18 protein-coding genes are annotated in these 18804 nt (G+C 62.8%); 17 read left to right on the top strand and 1 reads right to left on the bottom strand.

Going from position 1 to position 18804, the window contains the following annotated elements:
* The first annotated feature begins 50 nt into the window (after window positions 1–50).
* The 10 genes from nagZ (at window position 51) to AC1D08_RS24795 (ending at window position 9595) form a co-directional block, all read left to right on the top strand.
* Window positions 51–1070: a beta-N-acetylhexosaminidase gene (gene nagZ / locus AC1D08_RS24840; RefSeq protein ID WP_184873745.1), complete on the top strand. Its 1020-nt coding sequence runs from the start codon at window positions 51–53 to the stop codon at window positions 1068–1070.
* 60 nt (window positions 1071–1130) lie between these two features.
* Entirely contained in the window at window positions 1131–1931 is an 801-nt protein-coding gene (locus AC1D08_RS24835) for a segregation and condensation protein A (RefSeq protein WP_095088090.1), read from the top strand.
* Complete coding sequence (scpB, locus tag AC1D08_RS24830; RefSeq protein ID WP_457150643.1) at window positions 1928–2692, top strand: SMC-Scp complex subunit ScpB; 765 nt, start codon at window positions 1928–1930, stop codon at window positions 2690–2692. The genes AC1D08_RS24835 and scpB overlap by 4 nt, the downstream gene beginning before the upstream one ends.
* Window positions 2693–2861: 169 nt before the next feature.
* Window positions 2862–3083: a twin-arginine translocase TatA/TatE family subunit gene (locus AC1D08_RS24825; RefSeq protein ID WP_095087696.1), complete on the top strand. Its 222-nt coding sequence runs from the start codon at window positions 2862–2864 to the stop codon at window positions 3081–3083.
* A gap of 30 nt (window positions 3084–3113) precedes the next feature.
* Window positions 3114–3932, top strand: a complete 819-nt coding sequence (gene tatB / locus AC1D08_RS24820; RefSeq protein ID WP_457150644.1) for a Sec-independent protein translocase protein TatB — start codon at window positions 3114–3116, stop codon at window positions 3930–3932.
* Window positions 3929–4792, top strand: coding sequence for a twin-arginine translocase subunit TatC (tatC, locus tag AC1D08_RS24815; protein WP_095087699.1), 864 nt, complete (start codon window positions 3929–3931; stop codon window positions 4790–4792). Before tatB ends, tatC begins: the two co-directional genes overlap by 4 nt.
* A 337-nt stretch (window positions 4793–5129) precedes the next feature.
* Window positions 5130–6434: a serine--tRNA ligase gene (gene serS, locus AC1D08_RS24810; protein WP_457150645.1), complete on the top strand. Its 1305-nt coding sequence runs from the start codon at window positions 5130–5132 to the stop codon at window positions 6432–6434.
* Window positions 6434–7192 carry a 5'/3'-nucleotidase SurE gene (gene surE, locus AC1D08_RS24805; RefSeq protein WP_095087702.1) on the top strand — a complete coding sequence of 253 codons (759 nt, stop codon included), beginning with the start codon at window positions 6434–6436 and terminating at the stop codon, window positions 7190–7192. Before serS ends, surE begins: the two co-directional genes overlap by 1 nt.
* Entirely contained in the window at window positions 7189–7848 is a 660-nt protein-coding gene (locus AC1D08_RS24800) for a protein-L-isoaspartate(D-aspartate) O-methyltransferase (protein ID WP_457150647.1), read from the top strand. The genes surE and AC1D08_RS24800 overlap by 4 nt, the downstream gene beginning before the upstream one ends.
* Window positions 7849–8077: 229 nt before the next feature.
* Window positions 8078–9595 (top strand): peptidoglycan DD-metalloendopeptidase family protein, encoded by a 1518-nt coding sequence (locus AC1D08_RS24795; protein WP_457150648.1) that lies wholly within the window; start codon window positions 8078–8080, stop codon window positions 9593–9595.
* Between the two features lie 118 nt (window positions 9596–9713).
* Here the strand turns inward: AC1D08_RS24795 and AC1D08_RS24790 are convergent, their stop codons facing one another.
* Window positions 9714–10589: an ATP-binding protein gene (locus tag AC1D08_RS24790; RefSeq protein ID WP_457150649.1), complete on the bottom strand. Its 876-nt coding sequence runs from the start codon at window positions 10587–10589 to the stop codon at window positions 9714–9716.
* A gap of 283 nt (window positions 10590–10872) precedes the next feature.
* Here AC1D08_RS24790 and yajC point away from each other — a divergent pair, with 283 nt between their 5' ends.
* The 7 genes from yajC to AC1D08_RS24755 all read left to right on the top strand — a co-directional run bounded on the left by yajC (window position 10873) and on the right by AC1D08_RS24755 (window position 18795).
* Window positions 10873–11211 (top strand): preprotein translocase subunit YajC, encoded by a 339-nt coding sequence (yajC, locus tag AC1D08_RS24785; protein WP_008876289.1) that lies wholly within the window; start codon window positions 10873–10875, stop codon window positions 11209–11211.
* 51 nt (window positions 11212–11262) lie between these two features.
* On the top strand, window positions 11263–13812 hold the full coding sequence (gene secDF / locus AC1D08_RS24780; RefSeq protein ID WP_477303913.1) for a protein translocase subunit SecDF: 2550 nt from the start codon (window positions 11263–11265) through the stop codon (window positions 13810–13812).
* 28 nt (window positions 13813–13840) lie between these two features.
* Window positions 13841–14233: an Mth938-like domain-containing protein gene (locus tag AC1D08_RS24775; RefSeq protein WP_457155074.1), complete on the top strand. Its 393-nt coding sequence runs from the start codon at window positions 13841–13843 to the stop codon at window positions 14231–14233.
* Between the two features lies 1 nt (window position 14234).
* Complete coding sequence (locus tag AC1D08_RS24770) at window positions 14235–15080, top strand: phytoene/squalene synthase family protein (RefSeq protein WP_477424276.1); 846 nt, start codon at window positions 14235–14237, stop codon at window positions 15078–15080.
* Window positions 15081–15163: 83 nt separating this feature from the next.
* Window positions 15164–15598, top strand: a complete 435-nt coding sequence (locus tag AC1D08_RS24765) for a hypothetical protein (RefSeq protein WP_457155076.1) — start codon at window positions 15164–15166, stop codon at window positions 15596–15598.
* Complete coding sequence (locus AC1D08_RS24760) at window positions 15598–16548, top strand: sterol desaturase family protein (RefSeq protein ID WP_206073737.1); 951 nt, start codon at window positions 15598–15600, stop codon at window positions 16546–16548. Before AC1D08_RS24765 ends, AC1D08_RS24760 begins: the two co-directional genes overlap by 1 nt.
* Window positions 16549–16635: 87 nt before the next feature.
* A complete protein-coding gene (locus AC1D08_RS24755; protein WP_477424274.1) occupies window positions 16636–18795 on the top strand; it encodes an SGNH/GDSL hydrolase family protein in 2160 nt (719 codons plus the stop codon).
* Window positions 18796–18804: the final 9 nt, after the last annotated feature.

The raw sequence follows: 18804 nt of genomic DNA, 5'->3' as shown, positions 1-18804 counted from the left end.
TGCGGCGGGGGACGATTCCCTTTGATCGCGCGAAGCCCTAAACTCCCGTCATGACCGAATCAAAATCCATGATCCTCGGCTGTGCCGGGAAATCGCTTACTCGCGAAGAAATCAATTTCTATCGCAACGAATGCCCGTGGGCCTTCATCCTGTTTGCGCGCAACATCGGCGAGACCGAGCAGATCCGCGATCTGGTCGCCGAGATGCGCGACTGTATCGGGCGTCCGGACGCGCTGGTGTTCATCGACCAGGAAGGCGGCCGGGTGCAACGCCTGCGGCCGCCACTGGCGCCGAATTATCCTGCCGGTGGCGCACTCGGCGCGCTGTGGCGCGACGATCACGATGCCGGCGCCCGCGCGGCCTGGCTGATGGCGCGGCTGCATGCGTTCGACCTGCTGCGCTACGGCATCACGGCGGATTGCCTGCCGGTGCTCGACGTGCCGATCGAAGGCGCCAGCGACGTCATCGGCGCGCGTGCCTATGGCAAGGAGCCGCGACCGGTGATCGAACTCGGCCGTGCTGCCGCAGAAGGGCTGATGTCGGGCGGCGTGCTGCCTGTGATGAAGCATATTCCCGGCCATGGGCGCGCCCTTGCCGACACGCATTTCGAATTGCCGACGGTGAATGCGTCGCTCAGCGATCTGCAACGGCATGATTTCGCCCCGTTCCGGGAGCTCAACCATCTGCCCATGGCGATGACGGCGCATGTCGTCTACAGCGCCATCGACCCGAAGAACCCGGCGACGACATCCGGTAAGGTCATCGACGAGATCATCCGTCGTGAAATCGGCTTCGACGGACTGCTGATGAGCGACGACACCTCGATGAAGGCACTTTCTGGGGATTTCCCGACAAAGGCGGCCTCGATCCTTGCGGCGGGCTGCGATCTGGTCCTTCACTGCAACGGTGTTTTCGAGGAAATGGCCGGCATCGCGTCGCGCACCACGGGGCTTGAGGGCAAGTCACTGGAGCGCGCAAAACGGGCGCTGACCTATATTAGGAAACACGACGCGGCTGAAGAAACCGAGATACGCGCAGAATTCGCCACCTATTTCGATGCGGTGGCCTGACAAAGGAAGCGAGAGAAAGTGGCGGAAACATTGGAAAGCAAGGCCGCGAAGGCCGCACCGATGGACCGTCTGTGGGCCGAGAACGACGATTCCCGCGTCACCGGCGATCCGTCGCTGGTCGTCGACGTGGCCGGCTTCGAAGGTCCTCTCGATCTGCTGCTGCATCTTGCCCGCACCCAGAAGGTCGATCTGGCGCGGATCTCGATCCTGGCGCTGGTCGAGCAATATCTGACCTTTGTCGAGACCGCGAGGGCGCTCAGGCTCGAGCTTGCCGCCGACTATCTGGTGATGGCGGCGTGGCTGGCCTTCCTCAAGTCGAAGCTGCTCATCCCCAAGCAGCCTGGCGACGAGGGCGAAAGCGGCGAGGAACTGGCGGCGGTGCTGCAGTTCCGGCTGAAGCGGCTGGAGGCGATGCGCGACGCCTCGGCGCGTCTGGTCAACCGCAACCGACTCGGCCGCGACGTGTTCGCGCGCGGCATGCCGGAAATGGTCATCGTCGAAAAGCGCAACGCCTATTCGGCCTCGCTCTACGATCTCCTGACCGCCTACGCCCAGCAGCGGCAGAAGCAGGCGATTAACAATGTGACGATCGCCAGGCGCGGTGTCTGGTCGCTCAAGGACGCGCGCGACATCCTGACCCGGCTGGTCGGCGCGGTGCGCGACTGGACGGCGCTGGAGAGTTTTCTGATCGAATACATGACCAGCCCCGAGGAGCGGCGCACGGCGATCGCCAGCTCGTTCGCGGCCACGCTGGAACTGGTGCGCGAGGGCAAGATGGACATGCGGCAGGACGACGTGTTCGCGCCGATCTACCTGCGCGGCCGCGCACAGGCAATCAAGGCAGTCGAGGTGGCATCATGAGCGAGCGCGCCAACGCTTCGGTTATCCCGTTCAAGGTCGATGACGAAACGGAAGGGGAGTTGTTTCCCCAGGAACCAGCCGAGCAGGTCCAGAACCCGGCCGAGCGCCTCTATATGGCGGAAGCCGTGCGCATGGCCGAGGCGATCGTGTTCGCCAGCACTGAACCTGTCAGCGAAAAGCAGCTGGCGGCGCGCCTTCCAGATGGCATCAACATCGCCCTGGCGATGGCCGACCTGCAGCGAATCTATGCGCGGCGCGGCGTCAATCTGGTGCGCGTCGGCGACGCCTGGGCGTTCCGCACCGCCGGTGACCTGGCCTTCCTGATGAGCCGCGACACGGTGCAGCAGCGCAAGCTGTCGCGCGCCGCGCTCGAAGTGCTGGCGATCATCGCCTACCACCAGCCGGTGACGCGCGCCGAGATCGAGGACATCAGGGGTGTCGAAACCTCGAAAGGTACGCTCGACACGCTGCTGGAAACGGAATGGGTGCGCATGCGCGGCCGACGCAAAACGCCGGGACGCCCTGTCACCTATGGCACGACCGAGACCTTCCTCGACCATTTCGCGCTGGAGGAAATCCGCGACCTTCCCGGCATGGAGGAACTGAAAGGGGCAGGGCTGCTTTCGGGCCGCATGCCGTCGAATTTCTCCATTCCACAGCCGCCGGCCGATCCCGATGCGCTGGCCGACGACGAGGATGCGCTGACCGACATCGACCTCGAGGAACTCGGCCTGCTGACGCCGCGCGTCACGGAAGATTGACTGGCAATCGCGGCCAATCTGTCGAGGATGCGCGGATTCGTAGCGGGCCATCACGCCGAAAATGCGTGACATCCGCCACCCTTTCATAAACTCTGTCGCAGTTGTGTTTGAATCCCAACGCGAAAACGCATAGATCATCGCCAGGGAAAACATTCGAGAGAGATTTGCTATGGGTTCATTTTCGATTTGGCACTGGATGATCGTGCTCGTGATCGTGCTGCTGGTGTTCGGCCGCGGCAAGATCCCTGAGCTGATGGGTGACATGGCCAAGGGCATCAAGAGCTTCAAGAAGGGCATGGCGGACGACGACGTTGCCGAAGACAAGCGCACCGTCGAACACCGCGCCGACGAGACCGTTTCGGCCGCGAAGGAAAAAGCCAGCAAGAGCTGAGCCAAAAGGTTCTAGTCGGAACAGAGTGCCATGTTTGAAGTCGGCTGGACCGAAATGCTGGTCATCGCGATCGTCATGATCGTGGTCGTCGGGCCCAAGGATTTGCCCAATATGCTGCGCACCTTCGGCCGCACGACGGCCAAGCTGCGTGCCATGGCGGCCGACTTCCAGAAGCAGTTCAACGAGGCGCTGAAGGAAGCCGAGCTCGACGACGTCAAGAAGTCGGTCGACGAGCTCAGGGGCCTCAGCCCGATGTCCGAGATCAGGAAGCAGCTCAATCCGTTCGAGCAGGCGGCGGCCGATGTGCGCTCCGGCGTCGACGCGGTGATGAAACCCAAGCCGGCAGACGATCCGACAGCGCCAGCCGCTTCGACGCCGCAGGCGGCCGAGCCGTTGAAGAACGGCGCGACGACCATGCCTGGCGTCAGCGGGCCGGAAGCCGCACCAGCAGCGCCGATTTTCCCGGCAATGACCGATGAATCGGTGGTGACGGTGTCAGTGCCAGCCGAACCGGTTGTCGCGGCGAAGGCGTCGGCGGTGAAGAAAGTGGCCAAGGCTGTTCCGGCAAAAGCGCCGGCTAAAGCGCCTGCCAAGGCGTCGGCAAATGGCACGATGGCTTCCGCGCCGGCAAAGGCGGCGACCGCCAAGGCCGCACCTGTGTCCAAGGCGGCGGTAAAGCCTGAAAAGGCTGCGAAGCCCACTGCGGCCAAGACGGTCGCGACCAAGCCGATCGTTACCAAGCAAATCGCTACCAAGACAATCGTTACCAAGACTGGGACGAAAGCTGAACCGAAGCCTGCCGCGGCGAAGAAGCCGGCGGCCAAGAAGACGGCTGGAGCCGCCAAGTGAGCGTTTCGGACAAGGAAAGAGACGAGATCGAGAAATCGTCGGCGCCGCTGATGGAGCATCTGATCGAGCTGCGCCGGCGGCTGATCTGGTCGCTCGGCGGCTTCTTCGTCGCCTTCCTGGTCTGCTTCTTCTTCGCCAAGAGGCTTTTCAACCTTCTGGTCGTCCCGTTCAAATGGGCGACGAAGTGGGCCGGGCTCGATCCGCACAAGGTCGAGCTGATCTACACCGCGCCGCAGGAATTCTTCTTCACCCAGGTCAAGCTCGCCATGTTCGGCGGCATGGTCATCGCCTTTCCGCTGATCGCCACGCAGATCTACAAGTTCATCGCGCCCGGCCTCTACAAGAACGAACGCAACGCCTTCCTGCCGTTCCTGATCGCATCGCCGGTCCTGTTCCTGATGGGCGCATCGCTGGTTTATTTCTTCTTCACGCCGATGGTGATGTGGTTCTTCCTCGCCATGCAGCAGGCCGGCACCGACGATCAGGTGCAGATCTCACTGCTGCCGAAAGTGTCGGAATATCTCAGCCTGATCATGACGCTGATCTTCTCCTTCGGCCTGGTGTTCCAGCTGCCGGTGGTGACCAGCTTGATGACGCGCGTCGGCATGCTGTCGTCGAAGGCGCTGGCCGAAAAGCGCAAATGGGCGATCGTCATTGCCTTCGTCGTCGCGGCCGTGCTGACGCCGCCCGACCCGATGAGCCAGATCGGCTTGGCCATTCCGACGATCCTGCTCTACGAGGTCTCCATCTGGGCTGCGCGGCTGATCGAACGCGATCAGGAAAAGCAGCGTGTGGCCCGCGAGAAGCAGGACGCGGCCGAAGAGGTGGCCGAAAAGCCGGCGGACGCGTCTTCCACATAGGCCATAGGGCTGCCCCCGCCGGGGGGGCGGCGGGCTTGGCATCGATTGCCTTGTGACGGCAATTATGCTATAGATTGGGGTATGGTGCTGATTTGCGCCAACGACCCGCCGCAAGGCGGGTTTTTTATTTCCGGCTCTCGCGCCATCCCCGGTAAAGCGCGCTAAAGCGAGCTCGAAGCCCTGGCTTGATCACGCCTGATCTTGCATCGATCAACGATGCGGTTTACGCCCTCTGGCTGAAACGCATCGCCATCGTGGCGATGCGTTTCAGTTTTGTTTGAAGCATGTCAACCGCTGCGCACTTTTGGGCGACATGCTACCCAGGAGCGTTCAAACCATGCTTGACATCAAATGGATTCGCGACAACCCGAAGGCCCTTGTCGAGGCGCTGGTGAAGCGCTCGTGGTCGGCCGGCGAGGCGCAGTCCACGGTCGACGGGCTGATCGCCTCGGACGAGGCGCGGCGCGAACACGTCACCGAGTTGCAGACCAAGCAGGAGCGCCGCAACGCCGCCTCGAAGGAGATCGGCAACGCCATGCGCTCGGGCGATGCGGCGCTTGCCGAAAGGCTGAAAGCCGAAGTCGGCGAGATCAAGACCTTTATCCAGAATGGCGAGGCGCGAGAACGCGAGCTCGACAAGACGCTGAACGATGCGCTGGCGGTGCTGCCCAACGTGCCGTTCGACGATGTGCCGGTCGGCAAGGACGAGCACGACAATGTCGTCAAGCATATCGTCGGCAAGCTGCCGACGCGTCCGAATTGGGTGAAGGAGCATTTCGAGATCGGCGAAGCGCTCGGCATGATGGATTTCGAGCGCGCGGCGAAGCTTTCAGGTTCGCGCTTCACAGTGCTGAAGAGCGGGCTGGCGCGAATGGAACGGGCGCTCGGCCAGTTCATGCTCGACCTGCACACCAACGAACATGGCTATGAGGAAGTCATCCCGCCATTGATGGTCAAGGACGACGTTCTTTTCGGCACCAACCAGTTGCCGAAATTCGAGGAGGATCTGTTCTTCACGGCGCACGGTGAGGGCAGGCTTGGCCTGATCCCCACAGCCGAAGTGCCTCTCACCAATCTCGTGCGCGAAGAAATCACAGCGCATGAAAAACTGCCGCTGCGCTATACCGCACTGACGCCGTGCTTCCGGTCGGAAGCAGGCTCGGCCGGGCGCGACACGCGCGGCATGCTGCGCCAGCACCAGTTTTACAAGGTAGAGCTGGTGTCGATCACGGACCAGGAATCGTCGCTCGCCGAGCACGAACGGATGACGCAATGCGCCGAGGAAGTGCTGAAGCGGCTCGGGCTGCCGTTCCGCACCATGACGCTGTGCACCGGCGACATGGGCTTTGGCGCGCGAAAGACCTACGACATCGAAGTCTGGCTGCCCGGCCAGAACGCCTATCGCGAGATCTCGTCCTGCTCGGTGTGCGGCGATTTCCAGGCGCGCCGCATGGACGCCCGCTACAAGGATAAGGACGGCAAGGGCAACCGCTTCGTCCATACGCTCAACGGTTCGGGCACCGCGGTCGGCCGCGCGCTCATAGCCGTCATCGAAAACTACCAGAATGAGGATGGCAGCGTAACCATTCCTGAAGCGCTGCGGCCTTACATGGGCGGCCGGGAAAAGATCGAATCGAAATAATGCGCATACTGCTGACCAATGACGACGGCATTCACGCCGAGGGCCTGGCCTCGCTCGAACGGGTTGCGCGCACGCTGTCCGACGATGTCTGGGTGGTGGCGCCGGAGCAGGACCAATCCGGCTATGCGCACTCGCTGTCGATCTCGGAGCCGCTGCGGCTGCGCAAGATCGGCGAGAAGCATTTTGCCGTGCGCGGCACGCCGACGGATTGCGTCATCATGGGCGTCAAGAAGATCCTGCCCGGCGCCCCCGACCTGATCCTGTCCGGCATCAATTCCGGCGCCAACATCGCCGACGACGTCACCTATTCGGGAACCGTCGCCGGCGCCATGGAGGGCGCGCTGCTCGGCATCCGCTCGATCGCGCTCAGCCAGGGCTACAGCTATGTCGGCGAGGATCGGGTCGTTCCCTACGAGACGACCGAAGCGCTGGCGCCGGCACTGCTGCAGAAACTGGTGGCGACGCCGCTGCCGGACGGCGTGCTGCTCAACGTCAATTTTCCGAACTGCCTTCCTGAAGAAGTCGCCGGTACGGTGGTGACCTCGCAAGGCAAGCTCGTGCACAGCCTGTGGGTCGACGAGCGCCGCGACGGGCGCGGCCTGCCTTACTACTGGCTGCGTTTCGGCCGCGAGCCGGTCGAAGGCAAGCGAGGCACCGATCTCCATGCCTTGCGCAACAGGCTGGTGTCGGTGACGCCATTGCAGCTCGACCTCACCGCGCATGAAATCCGAGACCAACTGAGCAAGGCGCTTGCATGACCCAGGGCCTCCCAACCGACGACCGCGAAGGTTTTGCTGCCTTTCTGCTGCGTTTGCGCGGCAGGGGGACGGTGCCGAAGGCGCTGATCGCTGCCTTCGAGGCGACGCCGCGGCGCGGTTTCCTTGGCGCACAGTACCATCCGATCGCCTGGTCGGACCGCATGCTGCCGATCGAATGCGGCGAGGCGATCGAAGGTGCCGACCTGCAGGCGGCGGTGATTTCAGCCCTTGCCATCGAGCAGGGCAACCGCGTTCTCGAGATCGGCACCGGCTCCGGCTACACGGCGGCGGTGATGTCGCGGCTGGCGGCGCGGGTCGTCACCACCGACCGCTACAAGACGCTTGTCGAGCAGGCCAGGCAGCGCTTCGAGGCGCTCGGCATCGGCAATGTCATCGTGCGCCAGGCGGACGGTTCCGGCGGCCTGCCGAACGAAGGGCCGTTCGATCGCATCGTCGCCTGGGCTGCCTTCGACAGCCTGCCGCGCTTCCTGCTCGACCAATTGTCGAGCGGCGGCATCGTCATCGCCCCGATCGGACCGGAAGAGGGCGAACAGGTGCTGGCCAAGCTGACCAAGGTCGGCAGCCGGTTCGAACGCGAAGACATCGGTCTCGTGCGCCTGCAGCCGATCCTGCGCAGCGTCGCCGCCGTCATCTAGAGTAATCTTTTATGCGGTGCCGGCCTGCGAATTGTGAGGCCGCAAACCGCTGCATCCGGTTACGGCGAGTCGACTTAGCCAGCCCGGCCTGAGCATAGCTTCGGCACTCTGCAAGCGATCTCAAATATTTTAAGAAAATTCGCATCGGATTCTATGGGGTTAACCGACGAGTAACATTAACGCGCTTTAATCATGCCTAGTTTGTACCGGGTATGTGCGGGTTAGTGCGATGCAACTCAGTGTTTTGAAGACAAACGGACGCAACCTGATGCGTGGTTGTGCCGTACTCATGGTCGCAGGCGCTGCGGCAGGGTGCAGCTCCCAGGCTTCGCGCTTCAACAGCGTCGATGACGTCTTTACCTCGTCGACCAACAATCAGCGCGCCATCATCAACAAGCAGGACGCCGTGCAGGCCTATCCGGGCGATGTCGAGGCCGCTCCGGTCGACGGCAGCCATACGCAGTCGGTCAGCCGCTCCAGTCTCGAACCGGTCTCGACGCGGCCGCTGCCTCCGCCCGTTGCGCAGGCACAGCCGGCTCCGGCACTCGCGCCTGCCGCAAAGCCGGTACGCACTGCATTGGCTCCGGCGCCGCATGTCGACCGGACCACGACCGGCACCGTCGCTCCGGCGGCATCGCCGTTCAAGGTTGCGCAGCCCGACGCGCCACGCGTGGCCGCGGCCGGAACGCCGCATGCAACCGAGATCGTCGTCAGGGATGGCGAAACGATTTCCGGCCTGGCGCAGCACTACAAGGTGCCGGCCGACGTGATCATGAAGGTCAACGGGTTGAGCCCGACCAAGGGGCTGAAGACCGGCCAGAAGCTGGTCATTCCCGCCTATGCCTACTCCAGCAAATCGGAAGCGAAAGTCGCCGACGCCAAGCCGGTGAAAAACGGCAAGCACGACCTGCCGGCCACTGCGCCGGACAAGGTCGCCGTCCTGCCGCAGCAGCCCAAGCTTAAGGAGGGCAAGTCCGCCGCTCAGGTCGATACTTCGACCGCCGCAAGCCAGCCCAAGGAGCCCAAGCCGCAGATGGCCGCGGCCAAGGCGACCGGCGCTGCCGGCACCTACACGGTCCAGTCGGGCGACACGCTTTCTTCGATTGCCAGGAAGACCGGTGTCGGCACCGTAGCGCTGAAGCAGGCCAACGGCATGAAGGACGGCTTGCTCAAGATCGGCCAGACCTTGAAGGTGCCGGCCGGCGGAACCGCGACCGTCGCCAGTGCCAAGCCGGCGAAGATCGATCCGGTGACAACGGCGACCACGCAGCCCGCGGCAAAGACGACGCCGTCGGAAACGCTGGCGTCCTACACGCCGCCGAAGAAAGATTCGAAGGTCATCCAGCAGGCCGAAGACGACGACGCGGTTGCACCGGATGCAACCGGCATCGGCAAGATGCGCTGGCCGGTGCGCGGCCGCGTGATCTCCGGTTTCGGCTCCGGCAAGGACGGTGTCGACATCGCCGTGCCGACGGGAACGCCGGTCAAGGCGGCCGAGAACGGCGTCGTCATCTATGCCGGCGATGGCCTCAAGGAATTCGGCAACACGGTGCTGGTGCGCCACGAGAACGGCCTGGTCACCGTCTACGGCCATGCCAGCTCGATCGAGGTGCAGCGCGGCCAGAAGGTCAAGCGCGGCCAGGAAATCGCGCTGTCGGGCATGAGCGGCACGACGGACTCGCCGAAGCTGCACTTCGAAGTGCGCAAGAACTCCGCCCCGGTCGACCCCTCTGGCTATCTCGAATAGTCGGGCTGTCTCGAATAGAACAAGAACGCGATTTTGCGGGCCGTCTGACCTCCAGTCCGGCCCGCCGGCTCAGCCCGCCCCGCAAGGAGCGGGCTTTTTCAGTGGCTTTTCTCCGACCCTAATCCTTGAGCGGCTTGCCGAGCCGTCCTGCCAGGTCCTGGGTGAACTGCCAGGCGACACGGCCGGAGCGGCTGCCACGCGTCGTCGCCCATTCCAGCGCTTCGGCGCGCAACTTCTCGGGATCGACAGAAAGATCGTGATGGCGGACATAGCCGTCGATCATGTCGAGATATTCGTCCTGCGAACATTTGTGGAAGCCGAGCCATAGGCCGAACCGGTCTGAGAGCGAGACCTTCTCCTCGACCGCTTCGGACGGGTTGATGGCGGTCGAGCGCTCATTGTCGATCATGTCGCGCGGCAAGAGATGACGGCGGTTCGAGGTGGCGTAGAAGATGACGTTGGCCGGGCGGCCCTCGACGCCGCCTTCAAGCGCTGCCTTCAGCGACTTGTAGGAGGTATCGTCGTGGTCGAAGGAGAGGTCGTCGCAAAACAGGATGAAGCGGAAGGGGGCTGACTTCAGCAGTCCCATCAGCTTCGGCAGCGTGTCGATGTCCTCGCGGTGGATTTCGATCAGCTTCAGCGGCAGGTCGGACTTGGCCCTGGCGTTGATCTCCGCATGCACGGCCTTGACCAGCGACGATTTGCCCATGCCGCGCGCGCCCCACAACAACACGTTGTTGGCTGCGTAGCCGGCAGCGAAGCGTTCGGTGTTGTCGACAAGAATATCGCGGACGCGGTCGACGCCACGGATCAGGCCGATGTCGACGCGGTTAACCCTGTGCACCGGCTCCAGATAGCCGGGATCGGCCTGCCAGACGAAGCAGTCGGCCTCGCCGATGTCCGTTTCAGGCACCGGCGGCGGGGCGAGGCGGCTAACCGCCTCGATCAGGCTGTCGAGCTTCTTGTTGAGGGCGTCAATGCTGCTGTCGGTCATGTCGGTCTTTTGTTTATCGCGTTTTGAAGTGGGGAGCGTGCCGATTCCGTCGGGTTCGAAACCGGTTGCAACCTTTTGTTCGAGCGTGATCTTTTCCGAAAACCGGCTCGTGCTGTTCGCGATCATGCTCTAACACGGCTCAACAGGCCGGAAAAGCAGCCGATTTGGCGGGCCACGCAGTTGCATTGGCAACTTTACCGACTATATTCCGGCCAAATTTCAAGGGGCCGCCAAACTCCACAAGGACGGGTGGCGGCTGTTTTCAAAATTCAGGAGTACCTCGATGTTCGTGACACCGGCATACGCCCAAGGCGTTGGGGCCTCTCCCGACATGTTCATCAGCATTTTGCCGTTTGTCCTGATTTTCGTGATCATGTATTTTCTGATCATCCGGCCGCAGCGCACGCAGCTGAAGAAGCGCGGTGAGATGCTGGCCGCGGTTCGTCGCGGCGACACGGTCGTCACTGGCGGCGGCTTCGTCGGCAAGGTGACCAAGGTGATCGACGACAACGAACTCGAAATCGACCTCGGCGGTGGCACCAAGGTGACCGCGCTGCGTTCGACGATCGCCGATGTGCGCGTCAAGGGCGAGCCTGTGGCGAACCAGAACGCCAAGAAATAACCGAATTTCAGGCGGAGCGATCCGCGGATACGCTCTGACGGACGACGCCATATGCTTTATTTTTCGCGCTTCAAGATGATCCTGATCTGGGTGGCCGTGGCCATCACAGTGATCCTCGCCGCGCCCAATCTGTTCTCCGCCAGCACTCTGGCGCAACTTCCCAGCTGGGTGCCGAAGCGCCAGATGACGCTCGGGCTCGATCTGCAGGGCGGCTCGCACATCCTGCTGGAGATGAATCAGAACGACCTGATCAAGGACCGGCTGGAAACGACGCGCGACGAAATTCGAACGCTGCTGCGTGACGCCAAGATCGGCTATACCGGGCTTGCCGGCACGGGTCGGACCTTGCAGGTCCGCATCACCGATCCCGCCCAGCTCGATGCCGCCAAGAAAGCGCTGAAGTCGCTAACCGATCCCGTCGCTGCCGGCCTGTTCACCGGCGGCTCCATCCAGGAAATGACGCTCGACGATTCCGAGCCCGGCCTGCTCAAGTTCAACGTCACCGATGCCGGCATCAAATACCGCACGTCGACCGCCTTGACGCAGTCGATCGAAGTGGTCGAGCGCCGCGTCAACGAACTTGGCACGACCGAGCCGATTGTGCAGCGGCAGGGCGACGACCGTATCCTTGTCCAGGTGCCGGGCCTTCAGGACCCGCAAAGGCTGAAGGAAATCCTCGGGCAGACCGCCAAGCTGACGTTCCAGATGGTCGACCAGTCGATGCCGGTGCAGGACGCGCTCAATGGCCGCCCGCCTGCCGGCTCTTCGGTGCTGTATTCGCAGGACGATCCGCCGGTTCCCTACCTGATCGAAAACCGCGTCATCGTTTCGGGCGAAAATCTCGTCGATGCCCAGGCGACATACAATTCGCAGAACAACGAGCCGGTGGTTTCGTTCCGCTTCGATTCGAAAGGTGCGGCGCGCTTCGGCCAGGCCACGGCGCAGAATGTCGGCAAGCTGTTTGCCATCATCCTCGACAATCAGGTGATTTCCGCGCCGCAGATCCGCGAGCCGATCCTCGGCGGCACCGGCCAGATTTCGGGTAATTTCACTGCCCAGAGCGCCAACGATCTTGCCGTGCTGCTGCGCGCCGGCGCGTTGCCGGCGACACTGACAGTGATCGAAGAGCGGACCGTTGGTCCAGGGCTCGGCCAGGATTCCATCCATGCCGGCAAGGTCGCCGGCATCATCGGCTCGATCCTCGTCGTGGCCTTCATGTTCGTTGCCTACGGCTTCCTCGGCTTCCTCGCCAACATCGCACTGGCGGTGCACGTGGCGATGATCGTCGGGCTGTTGTCGCTGCTTGGCGCAACGCTGACCTTGCCGGGTATCGCCGGTATCGTGCTGACCATCGGCATGGCGGTCGATTCCAACGTGCTGATCTACGAACGTATCCGCGAGGAGCGACGAAACGGGCGCTCCGTGATCCAGGCGATCGACACCGGTTTCTCGAAGGCTCTGGCGACCATCGTCGATTCCAACGTCACCTCGCTCATCGCCACGGTGGTGCTGTTCTATCTCGGCACCGGGCCGGTGAAGGGCTTTGCCATCACCTACGCCATCGGCATCCTGACCACCGTCTTCACCGCCTTCACCTTCACCCGTTTGCTGGTCTCGATCTGGTTGCGCCGGGCGCGCCCGAAGGAGTTGCCGAAGGCGCCGGTGACCTTCATCCCGCCAGGCACCAAGATCCCCTTCATGGGCATTCGCCGCTGGACGTTTGCGCTGTCGAGCATCCTGTCGGTGCTGTCTGTGGTGCTGTTCATGACCGTCGACATCAACTACGGCATCGACTTCAAGGGCGGATCGATGATCGAGGTGCAGGCCAAGACCGGCAACGCCGATCTTGCCGACATCAGAGGCAGATTGACGGAACTCAACATCGGTGAAGTGCAGGTGCAGCAGTTCGGGGCCCCGAACGACGTGCTGATACGCGTCGGGACGCAGGATGGCGGCGAGAATGCCGAGCAGACGGTCATCGACAAGGTGCGCGGCGAACTGCAGGACCAGTATGATTTCCGCCGTGTCGAAGTGGTGGGACCGACGGTTTCCGGCGAGTTGGCCAAGCAAGGCACCATCGCCATGCTGGTCGCGCTGGTTGGTATCCTGGTCTATGTCTGGTTCCGTTTCGAGTGGCAGTTCGCGGTCGGCGCCATCGTCGCGACGGTGCACGATGTGGTCATGACGCTCGGCTTCTTCGTCATCACCGGGCTTGAATTCAACCAGTCGTCGCTGGCGGCGATCCTGACCATCATTGGCTATTCGCTGAACGATACGATCGTGGTCTATGACCGCGTTCGAGAGGATCTGCGAAAATACAAGCGAATGCCGCTGCCGCAACTCCTGAACAATGCCATCAACGAGACGCTGTCGAGAACGACGCTGACCTCGGTGACGACGATCCTGGCGCTGCTGGCGCTGGTGCTGTTCGGCGGCGAGGTCATCCGGTCGTTCACCATGGCCATGCTGTTCGGCGTCGTGTTCGGCACCTATTCGTCGATCTTCATCGCGGCACCGCTGCTGATCCTGTTCAAGCTGCGGCCACAGGCTGAAAGCGACGAGCAGAAGCCGGTCGGCGGCAGCAAGGCGGTCGCGACCTGACGCGCGGCCCCGAAGGGGTGTCAGAACGGTGACCGGCAAAGGCATCGTCATCCGCGAGGCGCATTTCCCCGGCCGCGCGCCGGTCGAGGCCTATGGCAATGGTGGGTTCCGCTTCGCCGACATGTCGCATCGCGGCTCGCTGCTCTGCCTGCCATCCGGCATCCATGGCTGGGAGCCGGCGGATCCCCTGGCGCTGACGGCGGCGGATTTCGACAGGCTGCTGGCCGAAGCCGACAAGGTCGAGATCCTGCTGGTCGGCATGGGCAGGGAACTCAGGCCATTGCCGGCAGCATTGCGGGCCGCGCTTAAGGCGGCAGGCATTGCGTCCGATCCGATGTCGACGGGTGCTGCGGTGCGGACCTACAATGTCCTGCTGGCGGAAGACCGCGCCGTGGCCGCCGCGCTCATCGCCGTCGATTGAAATGTCTCAGAATGCCAAAATCGTCATGGACGCGGTGCGCGCCGCCGACCACGACCGCTATCTCACGGCGCTCTACGCGCCGGCCGACAAGCGCGATGCTTTGCTTTCGCTCTACGCCTTCAATGCCGAGATCGCCGGCATTCGCGATCGCATCCACGAAGCACTGCCTGGCGAGGTGCGGCTGCAATGGTGGCGCGATGTCATTGCCGCTGAAGATGACGGCGCAAGCATCGGCCACCCCGTTGCCGACGCGCTGAAGGCGACGATTTCCGCTTTCCGCCTGCCGAAACTCGCCTTCGACAACATGCTCGAAGCGCGCATTTTCGACCTCTACGACGATCCGATGCCGTCGCGCACCGATCTGGAAGGCTATTGCGGCGAGACGGCAGCCGCACTCATCCAGCTTGCGGCGATGGTGCTCGATCCCGTCGCGGCGCCACGGTTTGCCGAACTGGCGGGCAGGGCAGGCTGTGCGCAGGCGATGACCGGCCTGCTGCTTCTGCTGCCGCTGCACCGCAAACGCGGGCAATGTTTTGTCCCGGCCGATATCCTGGCCGCGGCGGGATCGTCACCGGAAGAGTTTGTTGCCGGCGATGGCGGCCCTGGCGCCAAACGTGCGGTGGCAGCGATGATGGCGCTGGCGCGCGACCATCTTTCCGCTTTCGAGCAAGGCGCGTCTGCTCTGCCGGTCTCGTTGCATCAGGCATTCCTGCCGTTGGCCCTGTCGCGTGCCTATCTCAGGAAAATGGAGAGTGGTTCGCCGCTCGATGGGGTGGCGCGGCTGTCGGCCTTGCGCCGGCATTGGCTGCTGCTGCGGCGCGCGGGCAAGGGCTGGCCGGCACTTTGACGTAAACGTCAATCATGTTAAGGAGTCTCTCGGCCAAAACTGTTGCCAAAGACGACAGACCGGCCGGAGGAGATGCTGCATCCATGAGCTTGCCTTTGCTGGTCGCGATCGTCGCCCTTGGCATTGCGCTGTCGGTCGCCGCCGTACATTTCACCGGCGGCAGCAAGACGGCCACGCTTGCCGGCACGGATCAGGCGATGAGCCGTTTCGCTGAAGATTTTCCCGACGAGGTGCCCGCAACAGTTCGCCTGACGGCTGATGCCGGGACGGCGTTCCTGGATCTCGGGCGAGGGCGCACCGGCATCGTTCACAGCGTTGGCGACTGTTTTTTGACCCGCATCGTCACATCTCGGGACGTCACGGCTTTGACTGCCGGCGACGCAGACACGGTCTCGTTTCGGCTCGCCGACTTCACCTGGAAGGGCGGCCGCTTTCGCTTTGCCAGCGCAACAGATGCGCAAGGCTTGCTGAAAGCGCTTGAGCGGCGACATTCAAATTCCGCTGGGGAGGCGACGTGATGGACAGCTACAACTTTCCGCAGGTCACCCAACTGGCCATCCCGTTCTTCGTTGCCGCGATCCTGATCGAGCTCTGGCTGGTGCGCAGCGGCCGCGCCAAGGGCTCGTTCGAGACGCGCGACACGTTGACCAGCCTGATGATGGGCACTGGCAATGTCGTCGCCGGGCTGCTGCTTGGCGTGGTGTCCTACTGGGCGCTGCTGTGGCTGTGGCAGTTCCGCGTCTTCAATCTCGGCCTGTCGGTCTGGGTGTTCCTTGCTGCCTTCCTGCTCGATGACCTGCGCTACTATGTCTACCACCGTATTGCGCACAGGGTGCGCTGGGTGTGGGCCGAGCATGTCAACCACCACTCAAGCCAGCACTACAATCTGTCGACGGCGCTGAGACAAAGCTGGACCAGCCTGTTCACCTTCATGTTCGTGCTGCAGGCGCCCCTGGTGCTGCTTGGCTTCCATCCGGCGGTGATTGCCTTCACCTTTGGCTTCAACCTGGTCTGGCAGTTCTGGATCCACACCGAGACGATCGGCAAGATGTGGGGCTGGTTCGAGTTGGTCTTCAACACGCCGTCGCACCACCGCGTCCACCACGCCACCAATCCGCGTTATCTCGACGCCAATTATGCCGGCACACTGATTATTTGGGACCGCCTGTTCGGCACCTTCGTCGAAGAGCTGGAAGAGGACCGGCCGCGCTACGGCATCGTCAAGAACCTTGGCACATTCAATCCGCTGAAAGTGGCGTTCCACGAATGGATCGGCATGTTCACGGATGCCTTTGCACCAGGGCTGAGCTTGAGCGATCGGCTGAACTACCTGATCAAGCCGCCGGGCTGGAGCCATGACGGCTCGCGCGAAACCTCGGAGAGCCTGAAAGCCGCCTATGTCAGGCGGAATCCGGGCGAAGCCGGCAAGCCGGGCTTACCGGAGGCGAGTGCTGCGCCGGCCGAATAGTGAAGTAAACTACGACCTGGTGGCAATTTGACAGCATGATGGCTTGGTACTATTTTTGATATCCTAGTACTTTTGAGGGTGGTGATCATGCTTCGTCTTGTATCCACTTGCTTTTTTCTGCTCGTCACAACATTGACCTACGCTGCGCCAGCCATCGACTGGCGGGTCAAGCATCCTTTCCGGTATTTCACCGAAACCACCGATTTCGATATGCAGCGGGAAGCCATGGCCGAGGTCATGGCAACGCATGGCGGCGCCTTAACGGCTACGGCTGTTTCCGATCTCGAACGGCTGCTCAACGATCCGCGTTGGCTGCGTGAGTGGTACAAACAGGACGCCACGCTCTATCCAAATCCCAAGGGCGCGGGCCGGCCCGAACGCGGCTGGGCGAACCCTATCAATCGTCGCCGCTCCACCTGCTGGGACGCCCGAGAACAGTGGCATTCGTCCTGCGCCAGCGACAGTTTCGGAACGGCACTTCGGAGCGACTACGTGCGCCCGCAAGGGCACACCGTTGTCTTCAGCTTGACGGATGCGCCGGCCGGCATCTGCCGATGGCAAGCCGCGCGGCCGATTTTCATTGCCGGGCGTGGCCGGCTTTCGGCGACGGCGGAACAGCCCTGCGCCGCGCTCTTTGAAGCGCGCATTCCCTTTGAACCAGATATCCCGGAAGCTGCGCGCGGCGTCGATGTGTCTGTGACCCTGCCGAACGGCACGGTGCTTTCGCAACCTTCCATCTGGGTTCGTGACCGGCTCATCGCCGGTATCGGCGACAGTTTTTCGTCGGGCGAAGGCAATCCCGATACACCGGTCGAGATCGATCCGCTGTCAAGACGGAGACTTCTCAACATCTCCTTCGTCTACGACCCCGACACCCAGGCGATCAAATCGGTACCAGCCTATTCGTTGCCGGTCCGCTATCAGAATGCGCCGGCTGGCTGGCTCGACCGCAAATGCCATCGTTCGGCCTATAGCTACCATCTGCGCACCGCCTTGCAGGTCGCTCTTGCCGATCCCAAGCACAGTGCGGTGACGTTTCTCGGCTTTGCCTGCTCGGGAGCCGAAGTGACGGAAGGGCTGCTTTTTCCCTATGCCGGGGTTGAGGCAGTCAACAGTTCCTATTTTTCGTCGGGCGGCAAACTGCGTCGCGACTTGCCGCAGATCGATCGGCTGATGATCGAACTGTGCCGCGATGATCTTCTGCGCACGCATGCAACCCGTACAGTGGCTTTCGACACGCCGCTCACCGACGAGCGAGGCCGCGCATTGCGCAGCGCCAAACTCCTCGACTGCAAACCGGGGCGGTTCCTGCGGACGATCGACATGCTGATCGTGTCCATCGGTGGAAACGATGTCGGCTTCACACCGCTCATCGTGGAAGCGCTGACCAAGACAAGGCCTCCATACGCAAACGCCAACAGCAGTTTCCGCGCCGACGCCCTCGGCGCGTCAGTCATTCGAACTGTCGCTCGGATCGCCAAAGCGCATGATGTCGCCACGGCGCGAATCCGCGCAAAGGAGCTGCCGGCGCGCTTTGCCGCCTTGCGAAAGGCGCTGGCGCCGCTGCCCATCGCCAGCAACGGTGGAATGCCCAACATTGTGCTGACCGCGTTTCCCAAGATCGAATTCAACCAGGACGGAAGGCTCTGTGGCGAAGCCACACCGCGTGAAAGGCTTGAAGGCTTCAACGTCGGCGGGGTGCTGTCGATCGACGTGCCTACGCTGCGCCCCATCAGCGATTTCGCCAACAATGTGCTTTACCCGGCGACGCGCGACGCCGCCCACGCAGGAAACTGGCATTTCGTCGATGCCCAGCGTGCCGCGTTCGCCAAGCATGGGATCTGTGCGCAAAAGAGCTTGTCGAGCGGCGTCACGGCCGCCGAGAGCCTGATGCTGCCCTATTACCATGCGGACGGGCCGCGACCGGACAAATGGTCGGAATTCGAGCCTTTTTCCGCTCGTCGCGATGCCGATTTTAAAGCTTCTCGCGACACGCGTGCCTACGCGCCGCGCGAGCGCTGGTTCCGCACCATCAACGACATCTGCCTTTTCGTGCAGTCCAAGGCGAGCGGCACGCCACCGCCGCCGCAAGATTGGGCCTTGCTCGATCTGGTTGAGGTTTGCCTGGGCGGTCCGTTCCATCCGACCGCGGAAGGCCATGCCCACATCGCCGACGCGGTGTTCGCGGCAGCAACCACGATGCTCAACTTGCCACGGCCAACGGTCGCGGATGTGCGACCGCACTGAAGGGAGGAG

This window comes from Mesorhizobium sp. P2_E6 (genome assembly GCF_056403835.1).
The sequence above is the reverse complement of the archived record's forward strand: the minus strand, read 5'-3'. Positions and strand labels throughout refer to the sequence as shown.